The organism is Nocardiopsis deserti, assembly GCF_008638355.1.
Classification (GTDB): Bacteria; Actinomycetota; Actinomycetes; order Streptosporangiales; family Streptosporangiaceae; genus Nocardiopsis; species Nocardiopsis alborubida.
Genome location: NZ_VWVS01000022.1, coordinates 1 through 25,496, shown reverse-complemented (window position 1 = coordinate 25,496; position 25,496 = coordinate 1). Strand labels below are relative to the sequence as shown.

Genomic DNA, 25,496 nt, shown 5'->3' with positions numbered 1-25,496 from the left:
GTTCACCACTGCCGCGCAGATGAGAGCGATTCCACGGTCCTCGCGCTTCGCCAACGGAGGGGTCTCCTTCTGGTTCCGCGAGACCGGGCTTCCCGAGCGCCGCGCGCCCCTGCCCGGCACCGCCGACTACGACGTCTGCGTGGTCGGAGCCGGCTACACGGGCCTGTGGACCGCCTACTACCTCAAGAAGGAGCAGCCGGATCTGCGCGTGGCGGTGGTCGAACGCGAGTTCGCCGGGTTCGGCGCCTCGGGCCGCAACGGAGGGTGGCTGTCGGCGGAGTTCGCGGGATCGCGGGAGCGCTACGCGCAGTCACACGGCAAGGCCGCGATGGTCGCCCTGCAGCGGGCGATGATGGACACCGTCACCGAGGTGGCCTCGGTCGCCGAGGCCGAGGGCATCGACGCCGACATCGTCCGTGGCGGCATGCGCCTGGTGGCCACCAACGCCGCCCAGCGCGAGCGCCTGGCCGAGGACATCGAGTACCTCCAGGAGTGGGGCTACTGGCCCGACGACATCCACCTGCTGGACGGTGAGCGTGAGCCCCGCCTGTCGGTGTCCGGAGCCGTCGCCTGCGCCTACTCGCCGCACGCCGCCCGCGTGCAGCCCGCCAAGCTGGTCACGGGACTGGCCCGGGTGGTGGAGGACCTGGGCGTGGCCCTCTTCGAGGGCACCTCGGTGGAGGAGATCCGCCCCCGCCAGGGCGCGGCCCGCCCGGCGGTCGTCACCGAGCACGGCACCGTCTACGCCGACCACGTCGTGCGCGCCACCGAGGGCTTCACCTCCACCCTGCGCGGCCAGCGACGCGACTGGCAGCCGGTGAACTCCTCGATGATCGTCACCGAGCCCGTTCCGGCCGAGCTGTGGGAGAAGATCGGCTGGGAGGGCCGGGAGTTGCTGGGCGACACCGCCCACTCCCACGTCTACGCCCAGCGCACGGCCGACGACCGCATCGCGATCGGCGGACGCGGCGTCCCGCACCGCTTCGGCTCGGCCCAGGACGGGGCCAAGGCCAGGGAGAGGGGCGGGGACGGAGGCGGGGACGGAGGCGGGGGCGGATCCAAGGACGGGGCCAGGGACGGCGTCAGGGGCGGGGCCAGGGACGGGGAGGGCGCCACCCAGCCGCAGGCCATCGCCGAGCTGTGGCAGGCGCTGACCCGCATGTTCCCCGACGTGGCCGATGTGCCGGTCGAGCACGCCTGGTCCGGTGTGTTGGGGGTGCCGCGCGACTGGCGCCCCACCGTGCACCTGGACACGGAGACCGGCCTGGGCTGGGCGGGCGGCTACGCGGGCAGCGGCGTGGCCGCCAGTAACCTGGCCGGTCGCACCCTGCGCGACCTGGTCCTGCGCCGCGAGACCGACCTGACCCGCCTGCCGTGGGTGGGCCACCGCGTCCGCGGCTGGGAGCCCGAACCCCTGCGCTGGGTGGGCACGCAGGTTATCCACGGGCTGTACCGGAGCGCCGACCGTCGCGAGTCGCGGACCGAGGACAGGGCGCACACCTCGCGTCTGGCCGGGATCGCCACCCGTATCTCGGGTCGCTGAGGTCGGGAGAGAGACGCTGAGGTCGGGAAAGAGTCGCTGAGGTCGGTAGAGGCCCGCGTTGGGAGAGAGACGCTGAGGTCGGTAGAGGCCCGTGTTGGGAGAGAGACGCTGAGGTCGGTAGAGGCCTGTGTTGGGAGGGCTCCACGCGTTGGAGGAGCCTCATGCGTTGGGAGAGCCCCAGGTCGTCCCGGCTGGGGCTTCCGGGGTGCGGGGCAGGGATGCGGGTGTGCTGGAGGTTCTACGCCGACCCCGTTGTCTCCAGCGTCTGCCCGGGCCCTACGGGTGCGTGGCCACGGAACCGGTCCGCTCTACGTCAACCCTGCTGGTTCGAGCGTCTGCCCGGGCTCTACGGGTGCGTGGTTGCTGACGCAAGGATGCTCTACAACGTGCGGGCCCCCTACGACGCGCGGTCACGTGCGGGGCTTGGTGGCTGATGTTGGTCTGAACCGTATTGACCCCCTGCCCCTGGATGGCTGAGGGGTCACTCCCGGTGGGCGTTCCTCCTGGTGTTCTTCCGAACGCCTTCGTGACGCCCACCAGGCCCCTGGAGTGATCGGAGTCAAGGGATCTCCTTCGCCAAGTTCGCTAGGCGAACTTGCCCTCAGTCGGTCCCCGCCCCCAGCACTGAACCTTGGAGCCAGTGCCCACCACGACCGCCCACCCCCCAGGGGCAGGCGGGGAACCCGCACGCTCTACGGGTGCCCGGTTGGGGTCGTCTGGAAAGGGTCACCCCCTGCGGCGGGCCGTCAGCCCGGGCTCTACGGGTGCCCGGTTGGGGTCGTCTGGAAAGGGTCACCCCCTGCGGCGGGCCGTCAGCCCGGGCTCTACGGGTGCCCGGCTGAGGTCGCCTGGAAAGGGTCACCCCCTCGGGCGGGCCGCCGCTGTGCGCTCTACGCCCATCCCCGGGGTTGTACCGGAGCCGGGCGGTTCTGTGACGAGATGCCGCCCACACTGCCGGGAACCTGGTTGCATAAATTTACACGTGAGTGCATGATAGTTCAGTCGAACTGATCAGGGGGCACCACCATGGGACACACAGCGGCCATCGCCGGAGCCAGCGGTTACGCGGGAGGCGAGCTGCTGCGCCTGCTCCTGGGACATCCCGAGATCTCGATCGGCGCGGTCACCGCCGGAGGCAACGCGGGGACCCCCCTCATCCAGCACCAGCCGCACCTGCTGCCGCTGGCCGACCGGATCCTGGCGCCCACCACCGTCGAGGAGCTGCGCGGCCACGACGTCGTCTACCTGGCCCTCCCGCACGGCCAGTCCGCCGACATCGCCCAGCAGCTCGGCGACGACACCCTCGTGGTCGACTGCGGCGCCGACTTCCGCCTCAACGACGCCGCCGCGTGGGAACGCTTCTACGGCACTCCGCACGCCGGGACCTGGCCCTATGGTCTCCCCGAACTCCCCGGACAGCGCGAGCGACTCACCGGGGCCCGCCGCGTCGCCGTCCCCGGCTGCCACGTCACCGTCGCCACGCTGGCCCTCTTCCCGGGCCTGGCCGAGCAGCTCGTCGAGCCCGACCTGACCGTCGTCGCCGTCACCGGCACCTCCGGCGCGGGCAAGGCGCCCAAGCCCAACCTCGTCGGCAGCGAGGTCATGGGCGCCCTCAGTCCCTACGGGGTCGGCGGCACCCACCGGCACAACCCCGAGATCGTCCAGAACCTCACCTCGGTCACGGGTGAGCCGGTCAGGCTCTCCTTCACCCCGGTCCTGGCTCCGCTGCCCCGCGGCATCCTGGCCACCTGCACCGCGCCCCTGAAGGAGGGAGTCACCGCCGAGCAGGTCCGCGCCGCCTACCAGACCGCCTACGCCGACGAGCCCTTCGTCCACCTGCTCCCCGAGGGCACCTGGCCCAGCACCGCCATGACGCTGGCCGCCAACACCACCCTCGTGCAGGTCACCGTCGACCCCGACGCGGGCCGCATGGTCGCCGTCGCCGCCCTGGACAACCTCACCAAGGGCACCGCGGGCGGCGCCGTCCAGAGCACCAACCTCGCCCTCGGCCTGCCCGAGGACACCGGTCTTCCGCTCGCGGCGGTCGCCCCGTGAGCGTCACCGCGCCCCGGGGCTTCCGCGCCGCCGGAGTCGCCGCCGGGCTCAAGGGCGGCGGCGCCCGGGACGTCGCCGTGGTCGTCAACGACGGTCCCTCCCGGGCCGCCGGAGCCGTCTTCACCGCCGCCGAGGACAGGGCTGCCCCCGTCCTGTGGTCCCAGCAGGTCCTCTCCGGCGAGCGCGTGCGCGCCGCCGTCATCGACTCCGGCGTGGCCGACGCGGGCTTCCAGGACGTCCACGCCGCGGCCGAGCACACCGCGGACCTCCTCGACGACTCCGCCGCCGAGGTCGTGCTCTGCTCCGCCGGTCCCGTGGGCGGGCGCGCCGAACCGGGCGCCCTGCTCCGGGGCGTCACCGCCGCCCTGGGCCAGGCCTCGCGCGGCGGCGGACTGGACGCCGCCGACGCCATCCGCACCACCGACACCGTCGCCAAGATCGCCTTCCGGCGCGGCGGCGGCTACACCGTCGGCGCCATGGCCAAGGGCCCGGACGCCTCCCTGTCCACCGCGCTGTGCGTGCTCACCACCGACGCCGACGTCACCGCCGACCAGTGCCAGCGCCTGCTCGCCGACGCCGTCGCGGCCTCCCTCGACCCGCTGACCGCCACCAACGACACCGTGCTGCTCATGGCCAGCGGAGCCAGCGGCACGTCCCCCCACGAGGACGACCTCGCCGCACTGCTCACCGAGGTGCTGGCCGAGCTGGCCACCCAGCTGCGCGCCGACACTCCCGCCACCGACCACGACCGGGCCCAGAACTCATGATCGCGCGCTCACCCCACACCACCGACGATCCGGCCAGGGCCCACGCCCTGGACAAGGCGGCCCACCTCATCGAGGCGCTGCCCTGGCTCTCCCGCTTCCACGGCCGCACCGTCGTGGTCAAGTACGGCGGCAACGCCATGATCAGCGAGGAGCTGCGGGTCCGCTTCGCCGAGTCCATCGTCTTCCTGCGCTACGCGGGCCTGCGACCCGTCGTCGTGCACGGCGGCGGCCCCCAGATCAGCGCCCAGCTCAAGCGCTCCGGCGTGGAGTCCACCTTCACCGCCGGGCTGCGCGTGACCACCGACGAGGCCATGGACATCGTCCGCATGGTGCTCACCGGCCAGGTCAACCGCGAGATCGTCGGCCTGGTCAACCAGCACGGCCCCTTCGCCGTCGGCATGTCCGGCGAGGACGCCAACCTCCTGTCCGCCGTGCGCAAGACCGTCGAGGTGGACGGCGAGACCGTCGACATCGGCCGCGTCGGCGAGATCACCGGGGTCGACCCCGGAGCCGTCGCCGCGCTCCTGGACGACGGCCGCATCCCCGTGGTCTCCAGCGTCGCCCGCGCCGACGACGGCGGCGTCTACAACGTCAACGCCGACACCGCCGCCTCCGCCCTCGCGGTCGCCCTGGGCGCCAGCAAGCTCATCATGCTCACCGACGTCGAGGGGCTGTTCTCCGACTACCCCAGCAACACCGAGCTGATCAGCCGCCTGGACGTCGACGAGCTGCGCGCCCTGCTTCCCTCCCTCTCCTCGGGAATGCTCCCCAAGATGGAGGCCTGCCTGCACGCCGTGGAGGGCGGCGTCCCCCAGGCCCACATCATCGACGGCCGCGTGCCCCACTCCCTGCTCCTGGAGGTCTTCACCGACCAGGGCGTGGGCACCATGGTCGCCGACGAGGAACTGGAGGCCGCCCTGCTCGCGGGCAACGGCCACACCCCGCGCCCCTGGCGCAACACTCACACCACCGTCACCAACGCAGGAGGCGCACAGTGACCAGCGGTTCCCACCTGCGCGAGCGCTTCGCGGCCTCGCTCATGCCCACCTACGGCGTCCCGCCCGTGGCCCTCACCCTCGGGCGCGGCTGCGAGGTCTACGACGCCGACGGCCGCCAGTACCTCGACCTCATCGCCGGGATCGCCGTCTCCAGCCTCGGGCACGGACACCCCGCCCTGGTCAAGGCGGTCGCCCACCAGGCGGCCACGCTCGCCCACACCAGCAACCTGTTCGTCCACGAACGCGAGGTCCAACTCGCCGAGCGCCTGATCGGCCTGGTCGGCGGCGACGCCAAGGTCTTCTTCACCAACTCCGGTACCGAGGCCAACGAGGCCGCGCTCAAGCTGGTCAAGCGTGCCGCCGGACCCGGCCGCCACTACTTCGTCGCCGCCGCCCACGGCTTCCACGGCCGCACCTCCGGCGCCCTCGCCCTCACCGGCAAGGAGGCCATCCGCGAGCCCTTCGGTCCCTTCGGCATGGACGTGCGCTTCGTCCCCCACGGCGACCTGGACGCCCTCGCCGAGGCCGTCGACGAGCACTGCGTCGCGGTGTTCACCGAACCCACCCAGGGCGAGGCCGGGGTCGTCCCCGCCCCCGAGGGCTACCTCGCCGGGGTCCGACGGATCTGCGACGACACCGGCGCGGCCTTCGTCCTCGACGAGATCCAGAGCGGCATCGGACGCACCGGCCGCTGGTTCGCCCACCAGGAGGAGGACGTGCGCCCCGACGTGCTCACCCTCGCCAAGGGTCTGGGCGGCGGCCTGCCCATCGGCGCCTGCGTCGGGTTCGGCCGTTACGCCGACGCCTTCGACAAGGGCGACCACGGCTCCACCTTCGGCGGCAACCCCGTGGCCTGCGCTGCGGCCCTCGCCGTCCTCGACACCATCGAGAGCGAGAACCTGCTCGCCCACACCGCCGTCATGGGCGACCTGCTCGCCGAGCAGATCGACGCCATCGACCACCCCCTGCTGGCCGGACAGCGCGGCAGCGGGCTGTGGCGGGCCCTGGAGCTCACCGCACCGCACGCCGCCCACGTGCAGGAACAGGCGGCCGTCCGCGGCTTCCTCGTCAACGCCGTGGCCCCCGGCGCGGTCCGGATCGCCCCGCCCCTGGTCATCACACCCGAACAGATCGGCCTGTTCATCGAGGCGCTGCCCACCATCCTGGACGCAGCCGAGGCCGCAGCGACGAAGGAGCAGCAGCCGTGACCCGCCACTTCCTGCGCGACGACGACCTGACCCCGGACGAACAGGCCCGGGTCCTCGACCTCGCCGACGACATGAAGAAGGACCGCTTCGGCCACCGGCCGCTCACCGGTCCGCGCACCGTCGCCCTGATCTTCGACAAGCCCTCCACCCGGACCCGGCTGTCCTTCGCCGTCGGCGTCGCCGACCTGGGCGGCAGCGCCCTGGTCCTGGACACCGCCAGCACCCAGATGGGCCGCGGCGAACCCCTGGAGGACACCGCCCGCGTCCTGGAGCGCCAGGTCGCCGCCGTCGTGTGGCGCACCTTCGCCCAGAGCGACCTGGAGACCCTGGCCGCCCACATCTCCGTCCCGGTGGTCAACTCCCTCACCGACGAGTTCCACCCCTGCCAGATCCTGGCCGACCTCCAGACCGTCCGCGAGCACAAGGGCGCCCTGGCCGGGCTCACCCTCGCCTACCTGGGCGACGGCGCCAACAACATGGCCCACTCCTACCTGCTCGGCGGCGCCACCGCCGGACTCCACGTGCGCGTCGGCGCCCCCGAGGGGCACCAGCCCGACCCCGGCGTGGTCGCGCGCGCCACCGAGATCGCCGCCACCACCGGCGGATCGGTCACGGTCACCGCCGACGCCCGCGAGGCCGCACGGGGAGCCGACGTCCTGGCCACCGACACCTGGGTTTCCATGGGCCAGGAGGACGAGGCCGCCGACCGCGAGGCGCCCTTCCGCCCCTACGCGATCGACGCCGACCTGCTCGCCACCGCCCACCCCGAGGCGGTCGTCCTGCACTGCCTGCCCGCCTACCGCGGCAAGGAGATCTCCGCCGAGGTCATCGACGGGCCGCAGAGCGTGGTCTGGGACGAGGCCGAGAACCGCCGCCACGCCCAGAAGGCCCTGCTCGCCTTCCTGCTGGAGGCCAGCGACAACCCCGGAGCCGTCCGGCCATGACGGCGGAGAACGGCGGCACGGCGCCGATGACCAAGGCGGCCAGACACGCCCGGATCACCGACGTCCTCACCCGTGAGGACGTCAGGTCCCAGGGCGAGCTGGCCAGGCGCCTGGCCGAGGCGGGCGTCCAGGTCACCCAGGCCACCCTCTCCCGGGACCTGGACGAGCTGGGCGCCGTCAAGCTCCGCACCGCCGACGGCCACCTGGTCTACGTGCTGCCGGGGGAGGGGGGAGAACGCCTCCAGCGCACCCGCCCCGACAGCCTGGACCTGGAACAGGTCTCCGGCGCGCGCCTGACCCGGCTCGCCGAGGACCTGCTGGTCTCGGCCGAGGCCTCCGCCAACATGGTCATCGTCCGCACCCCGCCCGGAGCGGCCCAGTACCTGGCCTCGGCCATCGACCACACCGACTTCCACGCCATCCTGGGCACCATCGCGGGGGACGACACCATCCTGGTCATCTCCCGGGCCCCCCAGGGCGGCGAGGACCTGGCCGCCGCCCTCCTGCGACTGGCCGACCGCAGACCGTAACCTCGTACGAGGACGTCCCGGGCACCCCGCCGGGCCGCGCGACCGGCGCCCGCACACGTAGCACCCGCGCGGACGCGGGGCCCCGGCCCCGTACCGCCGCACCACACGTCAAGGAGAGACCACCATGGCCGACCAGCCCGAGGCGCTGCGCCTGTGGGGAGGCCGCTTCGAGGGCGGCCCCGACCAGGCCCTGGCACGCCTGTCGCTGAGCACCCACTTCGACTGGCGCCTGGCCCGCCACGACATCGCCGGATCGCGCGCCCACGCCCGTGCCCTGCACCGCGCGGGCCTGCTCACCGGCGACGAGCTGGACCGCATGATCGAGGGCCTGGACCGGCTGGAGGCCGACGTGGCCTCCGGGGCGTTCACCCCCGTCCTGGAGGACGAGGACGTGCACACCGCCCTGGAGCGCGGCTTCATCGAGCGGGTCGGCGCCGAACTGGGCGGACGGCTGCGCGCCGGGCGCTCCCGCAACGACCAGATCGCCACCCTCGTGCGCATGTACCTGCGCGAGGAGGCCCGGCAGATCGCCGACCAGCTCCTGGACCTGGTGCGGGCCCTGGCCGACCAGGCCGCGGCACACCCGGACGCCGCCATGCCCGGCCGCACCCACCTCCAGCACGCCCAGCCCGTGCTGCTCGCCCACCAGCTCATGGCGCACGCCTGGCCGTTGGTGCGCGACGTCGAGCGGCTGCGCGACTGGGACCGCCGCGCCGCGGTGTCGCCCTACGGCTCCGGCGCGCTGGCCGGGTCCTCCCTCGGACTGGACCCCCGCGCGGTCGCCGCCGAGCTGGGCTTCCCCGACTCGGTGGACAACTCCATCGACGGCACCGCCGCCCGCGACGTCGTCGCCGAGTTCGCCTTCGTCACCGCCATGATCGGCGTGGACCTGTCCCGGCTCTCGGAGGAGGTCATCCTGTGGGCGACGAAGGAGTTCTCCTTCGTCACGCTCGACGACGCCTTCTCCACGGGTTCCTCGATCATGCCGCAGAAGAAGAACCCCGACGTCGCCGAACTCGCACGCGGCAAGGCCGGGCGCCTCGTCGGCGACCTCACCGGGCTGCTCACCACCCTCAAGGGGCTCCCGCTGGCCTACAACCGGGACCTCCAGGAGGACAAGGAGCCGGTCTTCGACGCGGTGGACACCCTCCACCTGCTGCTGCCCGCGATGACCGGCATGGTCGCCACCCTCACCTTCCACACCGGCCGGATGGCCGAACTCGCCCCGCAGGGCTTCTCCCTGGCCACCGACATCGCCGAGTGGCTGGTGCGCGAGCGCGTGCCCTTCCGGGAGGCGCACGAGATCGCGGGCACCTGCGTGCGCGTGTGCGAGGAGCGCGGCATCGACCTGCCCGACCTCGGCGACGACGACCTCGTCGCCGTCTCGGAGCACCTGACCCCGGCGGTGCGCGAGGTCCTCACCGTGTCCGGTTCCCTGGCCTCGCGCTCGGGCAGGGGCGGTACCGCCCCCGTGCGCGTGGCCGAGCAGCTGGAGAAGCTGCGTTCGGACGTCGAGGAGCACCGCAAGGCCTTCACCGCCTGATCCCCGCGAGGGTCCGTGTACGGGCGCGCTGATCACCACCGTGGTCAGCGCGCCCGTACGCGTTCGCGGAGCCCTCTTCCGCGACCGTGTTCGCGGCAGCCGCGCCCACGTCACACCCATTTTGGAATTCGCCCGGCACCCGCGGTGAGAGTGCGGTAGCGTCCTGAGTCTGCGGGCACCAGGCGTGGTCTGCCCTGTGCGGACCGTGACGACTCCTCGGTGCACGGCACTTCCGGCGCATCCGCGCGTCGTGCGGTGCGACCACGTCCGACAGGCGCCCGCGACCAGTCCGTGGGAGGAACGCAATGAGGAACACGGGAGGCACCGGCCGCAGCGCCATCAGGGCTCAGATCAACAGGATCGTACTGATCCCCAGCATCACCTTCCTGGCGCTGTTCGTCGTCCTCAGCACGGCCATACTCGCCCAGGCGGTGTCGCTGCGCTCCTCGGTCGGCGACGGCCGCGCCGGGATCCGGCTCGCCGCCGCGCTCACCCTCCTCCAGGAGGAACGCCGCCTGAGCGCCGAGTACCTCGCCGACCCCGCCGAGGACGGCCGCGCCGCCCTGGTCGAGGCGGTCTCGCGCACCGACGAGGCGCTCGTCCCCGTCCACGACCTGCGCGGCACCATCGGCGACCAGGACGACCCGGCGACCGCGCCCCTCACCGAGGACTTCTTCGCCTCCCTGACCGAGGTCGCGGAGCTGCGCGCCCAGAGCCTGGCCGATCCCGGCCCGCCCGAGGACGCCCTCACCGTCTACACCACCGCGATCGGGCAGGGCATCCGCCTCTACGCCGGCACCGCCCGCTCCCTCGACAACGGCCCCGCCACCGCCGAGGCCGCCGCCGTCACCGACCTGATGTGGGCCCAGGAGAGCTTCAGCCACGCCGACGCCCTCATCGGAGCCGTGCTCGCCGAGGACTCCCTCGACCGCTTCCAGCAGGCCCAGGTCACCGCGCTCACCACCGACGCCCGCCACCGCGTCGACATGGCCCCTCCCGGATTCGCCGCCGACGACGGCGACCCCCCCGCCCTGACCGCCCTCGCCGGGAGCCGCCCCTGGCAGGACGCCCTGGCCATCGCCGACACCCTCGCCACGTACCAGGCCCCGGTCACCGTGGACGCCCTCACCGGCGAGCAGGTCCGCGAACCCGCGCCGCCCGAGGGGCTCGGCGGTTGGCGCGAGGCCGCCGACCAGGTCAACACCGAACTGGCCGACATCACCGCCGCGCGCGCCGCCGGCGTTGTCACCGCCACCGAGCAGGCCAGTTCCTGGATGCTCACCCTCGCCGTGGGCGGCAGCATCACCTCCCTGTTCGCGGGCACCCTCGCCTACGGCGTGGCCGCCCGCTCCGCCGGACGCCTCACCTACCGGCTCGCCCAGCTGCGTGCCGACACCCTGGGCAGCGCGCGCAGCGACCTGCCCCGCATCGTGCGCCGCCTGGAGTCGGGGGAGCACGTGGACCTCGACACCGAGATGAAACAGCTCGACCACGGCGACGACGAGGTCGGACAGGTCGCCGACGCCTTCAACATCGCCCAGCGCACCGCCGTCGCCGCCGCCGTCAAACAGGCCGACATCCGCGCGGGCGTCAACCGGGTCTTCCTCGGCATCGCCCACCGCCACCAGTCCCTCCTCCAGCGCCAGCTCCAGCTGCTGGACCGGGTCGAGCGCGAGGAGGAGGACCCCGACCTGCTGGAGAGCCTCTTCCAGCTCGACCACCTGGCCACCCGGGGCCGCCGCCACGCCGAGAACCTCATCATCCTGGGCGGCGCCCAGCCCGGCCGCCGCTGGCGCCACCCTGTCCCGCTCGTGGACATCCTGCGCGGCGCCATCTCCGAGACCGAGGAGTACACCAGGGTCCGGCTGACCTCCGTGCCCGACCTGTCGCTGTCCGGCGCCGCCGTGGCCGACGTCATCCACATGCTCGCCGAGCTGGTCGAGAACGCCACCGCCTACTCGCCGCCGCACACCCAGGTCACCATCGCCACCGAGTCCGTGCCCAAGGGGGTGGCCGTGGAGATCGAGGACCGGGGCCTGGGCATGACCGAGGAGGTCCTGACCAGCTCCAACCGCACCCTCAGTGAGGCTCCCGAGTTCGACGTCATGACCTCCGGCGGGGACTCGCGCCTGGGCCTGTTCGTCGTCGCCCGCCTCGCCGCCAAGCACGCCATCCGGGTGCAGCTGCGGCACTCGCCCTACGGCGGCACCCGGGCCGTGGTACTCGTTCCCGGTGCCCTGGTCGCCTCCTCCTCCAGCGCGCCCGAACGGCCCCGCGCGGCCATCCGCCAGGGCGCCCACTCGGTGTCCCCGGAGCCGTCGGGTCAGCACAGCGACCTGCTCACCGTGCAGGACGCCCCCCACCGGACCCGGCCCCTCCTGCGCCCGGTCCCACGCGACGACGACGGCGTACGCCCGGCCCGGAGCACGCCCCTGCTGCGCCGGGTACCGTCGCCCGCCACCGACCCCGAAACCGCGGACGCTGCCCCCGGGACCGAACCCGGGACCCAACCCGGGTCCGGCCGGGTCGGTGCCGGGCCCGACCGCCCCGGACTTCCCCGACGCAGGAGGCAGGCCAGCCTCGCCCCCCAGCTCAGAGCCGCGGACCCGCCGGAGTGGGAGGAACCCGACCCCCCGGGCTCCTCACGGCGCACCCCCGAACAGGCGCGTCGGATGATGGACGCCTTCAGCACCGGGACCCGGCGCGGCCGGGCCGCGGACATCGGGGCCGACGCCGACGGACGTGAACACAGCAGTGACGGTCAGGTCGGTGCGAGCGCCGACGATCACACGGGAGAAAGCGACTGACATGGTGGGCAAGAGCAAGGCCACTGACAACCTGGACTGGCTCCTGGACGACCTCGTCGACCGCGTCGTCGGCGCCGAGAACGCGATCGTGCTGTCAGCCGACGGACTGCTGCTCGGAGGCTCGCGGGGGCTGGCCTCCGAGGACGCCGAGCACCTGTCCGCCCTGGCGTCGGCGTTTCAGAGCCTGGCGCGCGGGACGGGGCGCCACTTCGGCGGCGGCGACGTCCGCCAGACCGTGGTGGAGATGGAGCACTCCTACCTCTTCGTCACCGCCGCGGGCGCGGGAGCGTGCCTGGCGGTGCTGGCCACCGAGGACGCGGACGTCGGACTGGTCGCCTACGAGATGAACCTGCGGGTCAAGCGGGTGGGCCAGTTCCTCACCGCCGCTCCGCGCCGCTCTCCGGACCACCTCACCGTCACCGGGAGCGCCGGTTCATGAGCACGTCCGGAGAGCGGCGCGGAGCGCCACCGGCCGTACCCTCGACCCCGGACGAGGCGGCGCAACCGCTGTCCGGCCGCCGGGCGCTGGCCTGGTACCGGGGCCGCGGGCACCCGACGTCGGAGGGGCCCTCGCCGGGTGTCGTGCTCGGTGACGCCCCCTCGGGTCAGCTCGTGCGCCCGTACACCATGACCGGGGGCCGCACCCGGCCCCGCACAGGTCCGAGCCTGGACCTGGTCACCATCGTCGTCGCCGCCGCGGACCGCGGGGACCGGGAGGGGGAGCCCGAACAGCAGGCCATCCTGAGCCTGTGCCGCAGACCCATATCGGTGGCCGAGATCTCCGCCCGGCTCGACATCCCCCTGACCGTCGTCAGGGTGCTCCTGGGAGACCTCCTCGCCGACGGCGACGTGCGCACCCGGGCGCCCATGACCCAGCTCCCCGAGAAGAAAGTACTTCAGGCGGTACTCGATGGCATCCGCAGACTCTGACACCAGGCCGCAGGAGGCGATCCCCCAAGCGGTCAAGATCATCGTGGCGGGGGGATTCGGCGCGGGCAAGACCACACTGGTCGGCTCCGTCAGTGAGATCGCCCCGCTGAGCACGGAGGAGGTGATGACCGAGGCCAGCTACGGCGTGGACGACCTGGGGGGAGTGGAGGACAAGACCACCACCACGGTCGCCCTGGACTTCGGCCGTATCACCATTAACCCCGACATCGTCCTGTACCTGTTCGGCACCCCCGGACAGGACAGGTTCTGGTTCATGTGGAACGAGCTCTCCCAGGGGGCGCTGGGCGCGGTCGTGCTGGCCGACACCCGCCGCCTGGACACCTGCTTCCACGCCGTGGACTTCTTCGAGCGCCGCGGGGTGCCGTTCGTGGTCGCGGTGAACCGCTTCGAGGGCTCCACCACCTACCGCCGGGAGGAGGTCCGCGAGGCGCTGGACATCTCCGCCGAGGTGCCGGTCGTCATGGCCGACGCCCGCGAGCGCGAGTCCTGCAAGGAGGTGCTGGTGGAGCTGGTCACCCATGTGATCCGGGGCCGGAATCCCGTCATGAGCGGGTGACACGTGCGGGTCGCCGACCCGGACAATCCCCTCGGATCCGATCCGGTATACGTTCGGGGGACACGCCCATGAAACAGGGTGCCGAACGCTACAATGTCGCGGCAGTGACCACCGGCCCCACCGGGCGCCCCATCCGCCTCTCATCTGAATCCTGGTATGCGAAACTCTGACCGACTTCCCCCACGCGAACTGCCCAAGCGGCGCTCCGGCCGCCACCGCAACCCGCTGTCCTTCGACAACTGGTTCGGCACCCCCGCCCTGATCATGGCGGTCCCGGGCACGGCCGACCGGGCCAGGGGCGCCGACGGTGAGTCGATCGGTGCCCGGATGGCCGACCTCGTGCGCGCCTACCGCCCCGAGGTCACCATCCGCTACGGCCACACCGAGGGCGACGAGCAGAGCCTCACCGAGGCACTCACCGATCTCAAGGACGCGCAGGGCAGCCCCCTGTCCGCCGTCGTCGTCCCGCTGGTCACCGCACCGCACGCGGGCACCTCCGCCGCGATCGAGGCGGCCGTGGCCCGTACGGGCACCGAAGCGCGCGTCACCGAGGGCCTGGGGCCGCACCCCATGCTCGCCGAGGTGCTGCACCTGCGGCTGGCCGAGTCGGGATACGTGCGTGCGGACCGCATGCGCCTGATCAGCGTGGTCGCCCGTGACACCACCATGGCGGACGGCATCATCGTCGGGGCCGTGGGCGGTGAGGCCGCGGCCGGGGCCGCCGGGGTGAGCGCCGTGCTGCTCGCCGCGCGCCTGGGCCTGACCGTGCTGCCCGCCGACCTGGAGAACGAGGCCGCGGTCGAACAGATCGTGGGCCAGTTGCGCCAGGGCGGCTGCAAGCGCCCGGTGATCGCGCCCAGCGCCCTGGGGCCGGAGTTGCCCCGCGAGGAGCTGGAGGCGCTCGCCGCGCGCTTCGGCGCCAGGCTCGGCGCGCCCCTGGGCGCGGACAGCCTGCTGGGCAAGATCGCCGCCCTGCGCTACGCCGAGGTCCTCAACTCCCTGGGAGTGGAGCAGCCGCCCACGGTCGAGGAACTGCCCGCCCCGGTGGGCTCCCGGCACCGCCCGGAGTCCTGACGGCACGCGGCCGCGACGAACGCAGCCTCCCCGACAGCGCCCTGGGGGCGCGACACGCCGTACCCCGGCACACGAAGGTGTGCCCTCCCGGGGGCCGTCCGCGCAGCGGGCGGCCCCCGTCGTGTGCACCCGGCGTCCGGACCTGCGGATTCTTCGCCCGGGAGCGGTGGTAGCACGTCCACGGGGGAGAGCCGCCAAAGAAAAGGCAACTGATAGTGATCGTTTGACAGCATAAAGCAAGGATTTTTCGATAGCCTCGGCTCGACCGAAAGCCGCCGGGGCGCCCTCTCGCCGCCCGGCAACCGCACAGGCTGGAGGGGGCCATGCGCAGAACCCGCGACAACGCGCCCACGATCCGGAGGCAGCTCACCCGCATCGTGCTGATCCCGAGCCTGTGCTTCCTCGCGCTCTGGCTCGTCGTGGCCGCCGTCGGCACGATCCGCGCCGTCCAGTTCATGGGCGCCGTCGTCCAGGCGCGCGAGGGAGCACAGGTCTTCTCCGAGGCGGCGGAGGAGGTGAGCGCCGAACGCCGCCTCTCCCTGGTCCACCTGGGCCGCCTCGAAAGCACCGGCACCCGCGACGACGAGGTCGGCGCCTCCCTCGACGAGCAGCGGGAGAACACCGACGCCGCCATGGCCGAGGCCGTCGCGTTCGCCGAGCGACTGCGCGGAACCCGCGACGACGAGGTCAAACGCAGCGCGACCGCCCTGGTGGACAGCGCCGGAATCCTCGACGAGGTCCGCGCGGACGTGGACGGGCACGGCGTCGGGCAGGAGGAGACCATCCTGCGCTACGGCGAGGTCCTGGCGGGCACCACCGGCGCCACCACCGCGCTCGTGCACACCACCGACGGCGGGGAGAACCTCACCGACGCCGTCCTGACCAGCGAGCTCATGGGTGCCTCCTCCGCCTACTCCACCGCCGACGCGCTGCTCGCGGGCGCCATCGCCCGGGGCGAGATGAGCTACGAGGAGACGGCGCACTTCACCTACCTCACCGCCGCCTACCGCGACACCCTGGAGTCGGTCGACGCGGCCATGCACCCGAGCGTGGCCGCGCACCACGAGGAGGTGGTCTCCCTGCCCGCCTGGTCCCGTGCGGAGGAGCTCAGCCGCCAGATCGTCACCCGGCGCCCGCTCGCCGAGCCGGACGAATCCGGGGAGGGGGCCGGGGGCTCGAACTGGAACGCCGACGTCGACATCAGGGCGGACGCGTGGGACGACTCCTCCGCCGAGGCCGCCCTGGCGCTACAGGACCTGGCCGGAATCCAGGCCCGGCGCACCGTCGACCTGGCCTGGAGCGCCGCCCTGCTGCGGGTCTCCCTGGGCGTGGCGGCGGCAGCGCTCACCCTGGCGGGCGGCGCGGTGGCCATCGCCGTGGTCGGCCGCTCCTCGCGCCGCCTCACCGAGCGCCTGACCCACCTGCGCGAACAGATCCTGGACCGCGACGGTGACCTGCCCGACATCGTCGACCGCGCCCAGCGCGGCGAGAAGGTCGACGTGCAGGAGGAGCTGCCGCCGCTGGACGAGTGGGGGGACGACGAGATCGGCCAGGTCGCCGAGGCCTTCGACGCCGCCCAGCTCACCGCCGTGGAGTCGGCGGTGCTCCAGGCCGAGATCCGCAGGGGGGCCAACCGCGCCTTCCTGGGCATCGCCTTCCGCAACCAGGCCCTGGTCCAGCGCCAGCTCCGTCTGCTCGACGAGATCGAGTACCACGAACAGGACCCCGAGGCGCTGCGCCGCCTGTTCCGCCTGGACCACCTGGCCACCCGCGCGCGCCGCTACTCCGACAACCTCATCATCCTCGGCGGGGGGCAGTCGGCCCGCCGCTGGCGCCAGCCCCGTCCGCTCGTGGACGTTCTGCGCGCCGCCATCGCCGAGACCGAGGACTTCGAGCGTGTCCGGCTGACCTCGGCGCCCCGCGTGCTCGTGCACGGGCAGGTGGTGGCCGACGTGGTGCACCTGCTCGCCGAGCTGGTCGAGAACGCCACGCAGTTCTCCCCGGCGGGCACACCCGTGGACGTCGGCTGCACCCCGGCCGCGGAGGGGCTGGTGGTGGAGGTCGAGGACCGGGGCCTGGGTATGTCCGAGCGCGGCTACGCGGAGGCCGAGCGCACGCTCACCCAGCCTCCCGAGTTCGACGTCATGGCCCTGCCCGAGGACCCCCGGCTGGGCCTGTTCGTGGTGTCCCGCCTGGCCGGGCGGCACGGGGTCCGGGTGTGGCTGCGGCCCTCGCCCTACGGGGGCACCCGGGCGACCGTGCTCATCCCCGCCTCCCTGCTGGAGCCGGTCGACAACCTCGTGACGGTCGCGGGCACGCCCACGGGCCGCTCTGCGGCGAACGGACGGGAGGGGGGCGTCCCGACCGGGTGGGGGGCGACTCCCGTGCGGGCCGCCATCCCCCTGCGCGGCCACACCGCGGGCGGCGCGGACGGCACCGTCCACGGACGGACCGGCCCGCAGGTTCCCGCCGCAGCCTCCGGACAGGACGGTCCGCAGTCCTTCGTGCCGCGGTCGGACCGGACCGGGCCGCAGGTCTCCGTGCGCGGAGGTCAGACGGGTCCGCAGTCTCCTGTGGGACGTGCCGGGCAGAGTGACCCGCAGGTTCCTGTGCCGCCTCTCGGGCAGAGCGGTCCGCAGTCCTTCGTGCCGTGGCCGGACCGGACCGGGCCGCAGGTCTCCGTGCGCGGAGGTCAGACGGGTCCGCAGCCCTTCGCCCCGCAGCCGGACCGGACCGGACCGCACGGCGTCGTCCTCACGCACACCGGACCGCAGGGACACGTTCCCGCGTCCGGCGGACCCGTCGCCGCCCCGCCGGGGAACACGGGGGAGTACCTGCTCCCCGACCCGCCTGGCCGCCCCCTCGGACAGGAACCCGCCCCCGAACCGTGGCCCGACGGCGCGGCGCGCGCACCCGCCCCCACGCAGCCGAGGGGGAACGGTGAGAGCTGACGGCACCCCCGGTCGCAGAGCGGCCGCCAACGCCCCCAGAGCCCACCCGGACCCGTCCCCGCCCCCGGTCCTCCCCTGCCCAGAGGAGGAACCCGGCCAGGAGCGCTTCCTGCGCCCCTTCGCCGTGGCCGCGGGCGACCCCGACGCCCGTGCCTTCGGCGTTCCCCGCTGCGGTCCGGACGAGCCCGACCTGCTCAGCCTCGTCGTCGCCGCGCGCGTCCCGGGCCGCCACGAGCTGCTGCGGCCCGAACGCGAGGCCCTGCTCCGCCACGCCCTGCGCGCGCGTACCGTCGTCGAGCTCGCCGCCGAGGTGCGCCTGCCGGTCGGCCAGGTCAGGGGCATCGTCTCCGACATGGTCGCCGACGGCTCGCTCCAGCGCTGCGGCCCCTCGCGCCCGCTGGGCCGGGAGGACCTGCTGCACGCCGTCCTCGTCGGTCTGCGCGCGCTGTGACCGGTCCGCCCGCCTCCCGTCCGGACCCGGGTTGCTAGCGTGCCGCCATGCGCAGCACCGAACACATCGGCGTCATCGGAGCGGGCATCGTCGGCCTGGCCCTCGCCCGCCGCCTCACCCTCCACCGCCCCGGCACACGTGTCACCGTCCTGGAGAAGGAGGACCGGGTCGCCGCGCACCAGACGGGCCACAACAGCGGCGTCGTCCACGCCGGGCTCTACTACAGACCCGGCTCCCTGAAGGCCACGCTGTGCCGACGCGGCGTCGGCCTGCTCCGGGACTACTGTGCCGAGTACGGGCTGCCCTACCAGGAGGTCGGCAAGGTCCTCGTGGCCGCCGACGCCGACGACGAGGCACGCCTGGACGACGTCGAACGCCGCGCGCGGCAGAACGGCGTCCCCGGCGTCACCCGACTGGGCCCCGAGGGCCTGCGCGCGATCGAACCCCACGCGGCGGGCGTCGCCGCCCTGCACTCGCCGACCACCGCCGTCACCGACTTCGTCGCCGTCGCCGAGCAGTTCGCCGACGACGTGCGCCGGTCCGGCGGCCGGGTACTGCTCAACACACCCGTGCTGGACCTGCGCCAGGAGCACGACGGCGTCCGCGTCCTCACCGGCGACCCCCGGGGCGAGCGGACCATCCACCGCTTCGACCGCCTGGTGGTCTGCGGCGGCCTGCACAGCGACCGCCTCGCCCGTATGGCGGGCGCCGCGGAGGATCCCCGGGTGGTGCCCTTCCGCGGCCAGTACCACGAGCTCGTCCCCGAGCGCCGCCACCTGGTGAACGGCCTGCTCTACCCCGTCCCCGACCCGCGGTACCCCTTCCTCGGGGTGCACCTGACCCGCCACGTCCACGGCGAGGTCATGGCCGGGCCCAACGCCATCCTCGCCACCGCGCTGGAAGGGTACCGGGCACGCGACGTGCGGACCCGGGAACTCGCGCGGACCCTGTCCTGGCCCGGTTTCTGGCGCCTGGCCCGCCGCCACTGGACGGTGGGCGCCCGGGAGACCCTCGTGTCCGCCTCGCGGGCCGCGTTCGCCGCCCAGGCCCGACGGCTGCTGCCCGAGCTGGCCGCCGCCGACCTGCGCCCGGCCCCGTCCGGAGTGCGCGCCCAGGCACTGGCCCGGGACGGCTCCCTGCTCGACGACTTCCACGTGGACACCCACGGGCGTGTGGTGTGCGTGCGCAACGCACCCTCGCCCGCGGCCACGTCCTCTCTGGCGATCGCCGAGTTCCTCACCGACACGTTCGTCCCCTGAACGGCGGGGTAGGGGGCTCCGACGCGGACCCCGTGCGTGTCGGCGGGGGTTGTCCACAGGTTCGAGGACACTCTGGAACGGGCCCTCGCGGCGTCCCACCATAAGAGGTGGCGGCGGTGTGGGAGGGTCCCGCGACCGCCGCCGGAGGTGACCATGCGTGTTCTCCGGTGGGTCGCGGCGGTCCTCGCCGCCGCGCTCGCACTCGTCGCGGCCCCGGCCGCAGCCAGCCCACGAGGGGGAGAGTTGGACGGATTCACCATCGGGCACCTGCCCGACCAGATCGACGACCAGACCTCGGTCTCCGACTTCGACTACGAGTGGGGCGGGGTGTCCTTCTCCAGCCGGGTGTGGGAGACGACCCTGGAGGGGGGAGGGGCCAGGGTGGTCCTCCAGGTCCTGGTCATGCGCGGCGACGGGCTCACCGACCTGCCCGCCGTCCGCGACTTCCTGACCGAGTACCACGAACGCTCGCCCGACTGGGGGCTCACCGAGTTCGACAACAACGGCCTTACCGCCCTGCACGGCGATACCGAGGCGTTCTGGACGCCCTTCCAGGGGGTGGCGGTGGAGGTCCGCGACGCCTTCGGCCTCGTCGGCCAGAAGGAGCTCCTGGCCACCGCCCGGGGCGTCAGAGTCGCCAATCCCGCCTGAACCGGCCTCAGCAGCCCGAGAGCACCTCGCGCAGCGCCGCCTCCTCGTCCGGATCGACGGTCAGGTCCCACACGTGCTTGACCTCGATCCACGAGACCACGTAGTCGCAGTGCGAGGACTCCAGCGGCGGCAGCCAGTCGGCGGGGTCGGAGTCGCCCTTGGAACGGTTGGTCGACGCGCTCACCGCCCACAGCTGGGAGGAGTCCAGGTCGTTGGCGAAGCGTCCGCGCTCCTCGGTCGTCCACGCGTGGGCGCCCGAGCGCCAGCCCTCCTTCAGGGCCACCATGTGGTCGATGTCGAGGTCCTCCGCCTCGGTCAGGGTCTCCCCGTCATAGGGGCTGTACCAGGACCCCGACACCGGCTGGCAGTCGTCGTCGACCCGCACGTCCTCGCCGTCGCGCAGCAGGACCACCTGACGGGTGGTGCAGTTGTCCTGCACGCCGCTGTCCCAGTGGGGGAACAGAGCCCGGTCGTACCCCGGCGGATCGTTCTCCTCCTCCATCCGCAACTCCTCCATCCGCTGTCGGGCCTGTTCCACCGACGAGGAGGCGCCGCCGTCCCCGGGCACGGACGAACCGTCGTCCCGGGGCTCGGCGGTGCGCTCGGGATCGGGTTCGATCACTCCCAGCTGGTACAGCACGAACGCGGCGACGGCGAGGACGCCGACCACGGCGGTCACCAGACCACCGATCTTCGACGCGGCCTTCTTGGGCATCAGGGGCTCCACAACGGGTTGGGCGCCGTACACGGACGGCGCACGGTCGTGTCCACCAGCTTGGCCCATGCCCGGGTGAGGCCGTAACACCGCTCGGAGCCAGGTGTTGCTCACCGGGAGCCGCGTCGACGGGGGCGAAGGGGACGTCAGGACGCGAGGAGGTCGAACACGAAGGAACCCACCAGCAGCAGACCCACACCCGCGCTGTAGAGCCGTGCCCGGCCCCGGTTCGGCTGGTCCCGGAGCGTGCGCCAGGCGTACAGGACCGTGCCCGCCAGCACCAGCGCGCCCTCCACCACGGCCGCCGCCACCGGCGTCTCCCACAACCCCAGGCCCAGCATCGGCAGCCCGCCCGCGCCACCGGGCAGGAACGGCATGTCCGGCCGGTGCACGAGCAGGTCCAGAAGCCAGTGGCTGAACACCACCCCGCCCAGAACCAGACCGGCGTCCCGGCCCCACCGCCCACGGAGCAACACGTGTGCCAGAGCGCCCACCAACAACGCGAGCGCCAGGTTGCTGGCCAGGGCGTGGGAGTACTCCGCGCGGACGAGGAGGGACCCGTAGCCGCTCAGACCGGCCTCGGCCGGTCCCCCGCTCTCCACACCCAGCGCCGCCAGGGGAAGGAAGACCAGGTCCGGCAACTGCGTCGCGACCAGGAGCGCACCCATGGGCAGCTCCGGGCGCCACGCCCTGACGAGGCCCGCGACCCCGAAGTGTCCTGCCAGCATCGTCTACCCCCTCCCCGTGTTCTCGTGTGCCACAACCGTGCCGGGCACGGCGCCCGGCCACTCCTGGAAGGCGCGGACGAACCCCTCCACCAGCAGCGCGTAGGACTGGTCCACGTCCTCGGGCAGACCGAAGCCGCCGCGCGTCTCCAGGTCCACGAACCCGTGCAACGAACTGCGCAGCGCCCGGATCGCGTGCACGTCCTGGTCCTCGGGGATGCCGAACCCGCGCAGGACGGCGGCCAGGACCCGCACAGGGTCGGTGGTCAGCTCGGCCCTGGCCCCGGCCAGCACCGGCAACTGTTGGAGGGCGACGTAGCGCCCCGGGTGGGCGTGCGCGTAGCGGCGGTAGGCGTCGGCCGTCGCGCGCAGCGCCTCCGGACCGGACCGGCCCACCGCGGCGCGCTGCACCTCCTCGCCGATCCCGTTCGCGCCCAGCAGCGCCACCTCACGGCGCAGCCCCGTCAGTCCGTCCACGTGCTTGTACAGGCTGGGAGTGGCCACCCCGAGCCGCTTGGCGACCGCGGCCAGGGACAGGGAGTCGAACCCCTCCTCGTCGCTGAGCCGTGCCGCCTCCTCGGCCACCACCGCCGGGGTCAGTCCCGCCCTAGGCACCGGCCACGACCTCCCCGACGAGCGCCTCCACGGCGGGCACGACCACGTCGGGCCGCTGCGCGTGGGCGTAGTGGCCGCACTCGGGCACCATCAGTACCGAACCCCCCACCACGGAGGCCACCCGTGCGGCATGGGCGCGCGGGTCCTTCCAGTCGGGGTCCTGCTCGCCCATGACCACCACGGCCCGGGCCCGCATCCCCTCGGCGTCGGCGACGGTCTCGTTGCGCGCGTAGATCGTCCGGTACACGGCGCGGTAGCGGTCGGCCGGACGCAGCATCTCGAGGACGAGCTCCAACTGGCGCCGGTGCCCCTCGGGCTTGCGGCCGGTGTGCAACTGGTCGTAGAAGGCGGTCAGGGCGCGGGGGCCCCAGGGGCGCATCAGGAGCAACCGCTGGCCGACGCGGGTGAACAGGCCGGGGGAGGGCGGACCCAGGAACGGGCCGAGCAGGGCGATACCCGCCACCAGGTCGGGCCGCTCCTTGGCCGCGATGGCGGCGGCGCCCGCGCCCAGGGAGTTGCCCACGATGACCACGTCCCCGCCGCCCAGCTCCTCGGCGAGAGCGAGGGCGTCGGTGGCCGCCGCCCGGCTGGTGTGGTCGTCGAAGGTGGTGTCGCTGTCACCGTGGCCGCGCAGGTCCATGGCGGCGACCCGGTACCCGGCCTCGGCCAGGCCCGCGCCGACGAAGCGGAAGGAGTGGCGGTGGTCGAACATACCGGGCACGCAGACCACGAGCGGTCCGGTGTTCCCGGCTCCGTAGAGGTCGTAGGCGATCCGCCCCTGGGGGCGTGTGAGGTGGTGCACTGTGCTCTCCCTGCCGTTTGGCTTTCCCTGATAACCAAAAAGCTAATGCCATTAGCCATTCGGGTCAAGGGGATCCCGTCGGTTTCTTCGGAGGGGGGTGTGTCCGTGTCGGGGCGGGGCCGTGCGATCTGCGGCTCCACCACAGCCGATAGCGTGGGGAGACGGGAAAACCGGATGGCGTTCCGTCGCGTCCGGCCTACACTTCAAGGCAGAACGAGCCCCGCGGGGCCCGCCTACACAACAGAGAGCAACACAGTGACCGACATCATCGACGAACTCCAGTGGCGCGGCCTGCTCGCGCAGACGACCGACCTTGACGCACTGCGCAAGGCGCTCGCCGATGGTCCGATCACCCTGTATTGCGGATTCGACCCGACGGCGGGCAGCCTGCACGTCGGCCACCTCACCCAGATCCTGACCCTGGCCCGTTTCCAGCAGGCCGGGCACCGCCCGATCGCGCTGGTCGGCGGCGGCACCGGTCTCATCGGCGACCCCAAGCCCAACGCCGAGCGCCAGCTCAACTCGCTGGAGACCGTGCGGGGCTGGGTCGACAACCTGGGCGGGCAGCTGTCCGCGTTCCTGCGCTTCACCCCCGAGGGCGAGCAGCCGGAGCCGACCGACGCCGTCCTGGCCAACAACGCCGACTGGCTCGGCGAGATCAACGCCATCGAGCTGCTGCGCGACGTCGGCAAGCACTTCAGCGTCAACCAGATGCTCGCCCGGGAGACGGTGAGGAGCCGGCTCGACGGCGAGGGCATGAGCTACACCGAGTTCAGCTACGTGCTCCTCCAGTCCTACGACTACGTCCAGCTCTACCGCCGCTACGGCTGCACGCTCCAGACCGGCGGCTCCGACCAGTGGGGCAACATCACCGCGGGCCTGGACCTGGTCCGCAGGATGGACGGCAACGAGCCGCACGGCCAGGCGCACGGGCTGACCACGAACCTGCTCACCAAGGCCGACGGCACCAAGTTCGGCAAGACGGAGTCCGGCAGCGTCTGGCTCGACCCCGAGCTGACCTCGCCGTACGCCTTCTACCAGTTCTGGTTCAACGCCGACGACCGCGACGTGGTCCGCTACCTGAGGACCTTCAGCTTCCGCGGCCGCGACGAGATCGAGGAGCTGGAGCGCCAGACCGAGGAGCGTCCGCAGGCCCGCGCCGCCCAGCGGGTCCTGGCCGAGGACCTCACCACCCTCGTGCACGGTGAGGAGGAGTGCCGCAAGGTCAAGGAGGCCAGCCTGGCGCTGTTCGGCCGCGCGGACCTGTCCGACCTGGACGCCCGCACGCTGGACGCCGCCCTGGCCGAGGTCCCCAGGGCCGAGGCCGACGGGACCGTCGACGGGCTGCTCGTGACCGACGCGTTCGCGCGGAGCGGCCTGACGCCGAGCAAGTCCGCCGCCCGCCGCGCCATCCAGGAGGGCGGGGCCTACGTGAACAACGTCAAGGTCACCGACGTGGATGCCGTGCTCAGTGCCGAGGACGTGCTCCAGGGGCGCTTCGTCGTGCTGCGCAAGGGCAAGCGCAACATCGGCGGCCTCGTCCTCAACGGTTGACGTCCCGCTTGGCGGGCCGGTGTCGACCACCGGCCCGCGGCCGTACCCGGGTACCGTCGCGTCCCCGTACCCGGGCACGGCCCGGCCGTCTCCTGATCCCGCGCCCGCTGCGCTCGTTGAGCTCCTACGAGGACAGCGGGCGCGGGGGTGTGGAACAGACAGGGGACCAGGAGCACAGGGCCAGCGGGTTTCGAGCAGGAACCTTCCGGGCAGGATGCCCGTTGTCTGAACAAAAGCCGACGTAACAGCGCGGACCCGGTGTGAGGTCCGCGCACGTCACAGGGGCCTGTACAAGCCGCCCGGCAGGGGCGACAGGGTCCCGGACCGCGCGGTTGACGCGCGTACCGGGCTCCGGCTTGACGTCTGCCCCCGCCCTCCCTATACTTGAACGAGTCGCTGCGGGACGGCGAGCGGCCCTCGGGTCGACTCGGCACCGGACCGGGTCCGGCGACATCCTTCCTCCCTCTCAATCGAGTCGGTTCGAGCACTGCTCCGAGTCGGCTAGGCTTTGGGAGGCGCTTCCAAGGAAACACGGAAGCGAAACGGGAAACGGGCTTTACCCCGACCAGGAACACCACAAACCGCCGATTTGGCGGGGTGCGGAACACCTGATAAAGTAAAGACACAACAAAGCGGAAACGCAGACGCCTTCGGCGGAAAAGCCCACAGTGGCTTGTAAGCGAAGAGCGGTTGTTTCTTGAGAACTCAACAGCGCGTGTTTGATTTTCTTTAAGCCATGTTTGTTTTGGCCCCGACACACAGAACCGCAAGGTTCGTGTGCGAGGTTCCTTTGATTA

22 protein-coding genes are annotated in these 25,496 nt (G+C 72.8%); 18 read left to right on the top strand and 4 right to left on the bottom strand.

Annotated elements, in window-relative coordinates:
* Positions 1-19: 19 nt before the first annotated feature.
* From FYW99_RS26470 to FYW99_RS26390, 17 genes are all read left to right on the top strand, one after another.
* On the top strand, positions 20-1,543 hold the full coding sequence (locus FYW99_RS26470) for an NAD(P)/FAD-dependent oxidoreductase (protein WP_223839596.1): 1,524 nt from the start codon (positions 20-22) through the stop codon (positions 1,541-1,543).
* Between the two features lie 1,026 nt (positions 1,544-2,569).
* Entirely contained in the window at positions 2,570-3,598 is a 1,029-nt protein-coding gene (gene argC / locus FYW99_RS26465; RefSeq protein WP_150254749.1) for an N-acetyl-gamma-glutamyl-phosphate reductase, read from the top strand.
* Positions 3,595-4,365 (top strand): bifunctional ornithine acetyltransferase/N-acetylglutamate synthase, encoded by a 771-nt coding sequence (locus FYW99_RS26460; RefSeq protein WP_150254748.1) that lies wholly within the window; start codon positions 3,595-3,597, stop codon positions 4,363-4,365. Before argC ends, FYW99_RS26460 begins: the two co-directional genes overlap by 4 nt.
* Complete coding sequence (gene argB, locus FYW99_RS26455) at positions 4,362-5,363, top strand: acetylglutamate kinase (RefSeq protein ID WP_150254747.1); 1,002 nt, start codon at positions 4,362-4,364, stop codon at positions 5,361-5,363. Before FYW99_RS26460 ends, argB begins: the two co-directional genes overlap by 4 nt.
* A complete protein-coding gene (locus FYW99_RS26450; RefSeq protein WP_150254746.1) occupies positions 5,360-6,571 on the top strand; it encodes an acetylornithine transaminase in 1,212 nt (403 codons plus the stop codon). Before argB ends, FYW99_RS26450 begins: the two co-directional genes overlap by 4 nt.
* Positions 6,568-7,515: an ornithine carbamoyltransferase gene (argF, locus tag FYW99_RS26445; RefSeq protein ID WP_150254745.1), complete on the top strand. Its 948-nt coding sequence runs from the start codon at positions 6,568-6,570 to the stop codon at positions 7,513-7,515. The genes FYW99_RS26450 and argF overlap by 4 nt, the downstream gene beginning before the upstream one ends.
* A complete protein-coding gene (locus tag FYW99_RS26440; protein ID WP_150254744.1) occupies positions 7,512-8,045 on the top strand; it encodes an arginine repressor in 534 nt (177 codons plus the stop codon). Before argF ends, FYW99_RS26440 begins: the two co-directional genes overlap by 4 nt.
* A gap of 124 nt (positions 8,046-8,169) precedes the next feature.
* Entirely contained in the window at positions 8,170-9,588 is a 1,419-nt protein-coding gene (gene argH / locus FYW99_RS26435; RefSeq protein WP_150254743.1) for an argininosuccinate lyase, read from the top strand.
* A gap of 305 nt (positions 9,589-9,893) precedes the next feature.
* Positions 9,894-12,395, top strand: coding sequence for a nitrate- and nitrite sensing domain-containing protein (locus tag FYW99_RS26430; RefSeq protein WP_150254742.1), 2,502 nt, complete (start codon positions 9,894-9,896; stop codon positions 12,393-12,395).
* 1 nt (position 12,396) lies between these two features.
* The gene (locus tag FYW99_RS26425) at positions 12,397-12,834 is read left to right on the top strand and encodes a roadblock/LC7 domain-containing protein (RefSeq protein ID WP_150254741.1); all 438 of its coding nucleotides are present in this window, start codon (positions 12,397-12,399) and stop codon (positions 12,832-12,834) included.
* The gene (locus FYW99_RS26420) at positions 12,831-13,325 is read left to right on the top strand and encodes a DUF742 domain-containing protein (protein WP_150254740.1); all 495 of its coding nucleotides are present in this window, start codon (positions 12,831-12,833) and stop codon (positions 13,323-13,325) included. The genes FYW99_RS26425 and FYW99_RS26420 overlap by 4 nt, the downstream gene beginning before the upstream one ends.
* A complete protein-coding gene (locus FYW99_RS26415) occupies positions 13,306-13,902 on the top strand; it encodes a GTP-binding protein (RefSeq protein ID WP_150254739.1) in 597 nt (198 codons plus the stop codon). The genes FYW99_RS26420 and FYW99_RS26415 overlap by 20 nt, the downstream gene beginning before the upstream one ends.
* Positions 13,903-14,058: 156 nt before the next feature.
* Positions 14,059-14,976, top strand: a complete 918-nt coding sequence (locus FYW99_RS26410; RefSeq protein WP_150254738.1) for a sirohydrochlorin chelatase — start codon at positions 14,059-14,061, stop codon at positions 14,974-14,976.
* Between the two features lie 323 nt (positions 14,977-15,299).
* Positions 15,300-17,927 (top strand): nitrate- and nitrite sensing domain-containing protein, encoded by a 2,628-nt coding sequence (locus FYW99_RS26405; RefSeq protein ID WP_150254737.1) that lies wholly within the window; start codon positions 15,300-15,302, stop codon positions 17,925-17,927.
* Complete coding sequence (locus tag FYW99_RS26400; RefSeq protein ID WP_150254736.1) at positions 17,917-18,378, top strand: DUF742 domain-containing protein; 462 nt, start codon at positions 17,917-17,919, stop codon at positions 18,376-18,378. The genes FYW99_RS26405 and FYW99_RS26400 overlap by 11 nt, the downstream gene beginning before the upstream one ends.
* Positions 18,379-18,425: 47 nt before the next feature.
* On the top strand, positions 18,426-19,637 hold the full coding sequence (lhgO, locus tag FYW99_RS26395) for an L-2-hydroxyglutarate oxidase (RefSeq protein ID WP_150254735.1): 1,212 nt from the start codon (positions 18,426-18,428) through the stop codon (positions 19,635-19,637).
* A gap of 243 nt (positions 19,638-19,880) precedes the next feature.
* Positions 19,881-20,288 (top strand): hypothetical protein, encoded by a 408-nt coding sequence (locus FYW99_RS26390; RefSeq protein WP_150254809.1) that lies wholly within the window; start codon positions 19,881-19,883, stop codon positions 20,286-20,288.
* 7 nt (positions 20,289-20,295) lie between these two features.
* Here FYW99_RS26390 and FYW99_RS26385 read toward each other — a convergent pair whose 3' ends face one another.
* From FYW99_RS26385 to FYW99_RS26370, 4 genes are all read right to left on the bottom strand, one after another.
* Positions 20,296-21,003, bottom strand: a complete 708-nt coding sequence (locus FYW99_RS26385) for an HNH endonuclease family protein (RefSeq protein ID WP_150254734.1) — start codon at positions 21,001-21,003, stop codon at positions 20,296-20,298.
* A gap of 146 nt (positions 21,004-21,149) precedes the next feature.
* The gene (locus FYW99_RS26380) at positions 21,150-21,731 is read right to left on the bottom strand and encodes a permease (protein ID WP_150254733.1); all 582 of its coding nucleotides are present in this window, start codon (positions 21,729-21,731) and stop codon (positions 21,150-21,152) included.
* Positions 21,732-21,734: 3 nt separating this feature from the next.
* Positions 21,735-22,343 carry a TetR/AcrR family transcriptional regulator gene (locus FYW99_RS26375; RefSeq protein WP_150254732.1) on the bottom strand — a complete coding sequence of 203 codons (609 nt, stop codon included), beginning with the start codon at positions 22,341-22,343 and terminating at the stop codon, positions 21,735-21,737.
* Positions 22,336-23,145 carry an alpha/beta fold hydrolase gene (locus FYW99_RS26370; RefSeq protein WP_150254731.1) on the bottom strand — a complete coding sequence of 270 codons (810 nt, stop codon included), beginning with the start codon at positions 23,143-23,145 and terminating at the stop codon, positions 22,336-22,338. Before FYW99_RS26370 ends, FYW99_RS26375 begins: the two co-directional genes overlap by 8 nt.
* Before the next feature lie 255 nt (positions 23,146-23,400).
* Here FYW99_RS26370 and tyrS point away from each other — a divergent pair, with 255 nt between their 5' ends.
* Positions 23,401-24,699, top strand: coding sequence for a tyrosine--tRNA ligase (gene tyrS / locus FYW99_RS26365; RefSeq protein WP_150254730.1), 1,299 nt, complete (start codon positions 23,401-23,403; stop codon positions 24,697-24,699).
* Positions 24,700-25,496 lie beyond the last annotated feature (797 nt).

Excerpts from the sequence above, each read along its gene's own strand:
- FYW99_RS26470 (WP_223839596.1), top strand. The coding sequence starts at position 20 with ATGAGAGCGATTCCACGGTCCTCGCGCTTCGCCAACGGAGGGGTCTCC.
- argC (WP_150254749.1), top strand. The coding sequence starts at position 2,570 with ATGGGACACACAGCGGCCATCGCCGGAGCCAGCGGTTACGCGGGAGGC.
- argB (WP_150254747.1), top strand. The coding sequence starts at position 4,362 with ATGATCGCGCGCTCACCCCACACCACCGACGATCCGGCCAGGGCCCAC.
- FYW99_RS26440 (WP_150254744.1), top strand. The coding sequence starts at position 7,512 with ATGACGGCGGAGAACGGCGGCACGGCGCCGATGACCAAGGCGGCCAGA.
- argH (WP_150254743.1), top strand. The coding sequence starts at position 8,170 with ATGGCCGACCAGCCCGAGGCGCTGCGCCTGTGGGGAGGCCGCTTCGAG.
- FYW99_RS26430 (WP_150254742.1), top strand. The coding sequence starts at position 9,894 with ATGAGGAACACGGGAGGCACCGGCCGCAGCGCCATCAGGGCTCAGATC.
- FYW99_RS26425 (WP_150254741.1), top strand. The coding sequence starts at position 12,397 with ATGGTGGGCAAGAGCAAGGCCACTGACAACCTGGACTGGCTCCTGGAC.
- FYW99_RS26420 (WP_150254740.1), top strand. The coding sequence starts at position 12,831 with ATGAGCACGTCCGGAGAGCGGCGCGGAGCGCCACCGGCCGTACCCTCG.
- FYW99_RS26415 (WP_150254739.1), top strand. The coding sequence starts at position 13,306 with ATGGCATCCGCAGACTCTGACACCAGGCCGCAGGAGGCGATCCCCCAA.
- FYW99_RS26410 (WP_150254738.1), top strand. The coding sequence starts at position 14,059 with ATGCGAAACTCTGACCGACTTCCCCCACGCGAACTGCCCAAGCGGCGC.
- FYW99_RS26405 (WP_150254737.1), top strand. The coding sequence starts at position 15,300 with ATGCGCAGAACCCGCGACAACGCGCCCACGATCCGGAGGCAGCTCACC.
- lhgO (WP_150254735.1), top strand. The coding sequence starts at position 18,426 with ATGCGCAGCACCGAACACATCGGCGTCATCGGAGCGGGCATCGTCGGC.
- FYW99_RS26385 (WP_150254734.1), bottom strand. The coding sequence starts at position 21,003 with ATGCCCAAGAAGGCCGCGTCGAAGATCGGTGGTCTGGTGACCGCCGTG.
- FYW99_RS26380 (WP_150254733.1), bottom strand. The coding sequence starts at position 21,731 with ATGCTGGCAGGACACTTCGGGGTCGCGGGCCTCGTCAGGGCGTGGCGC.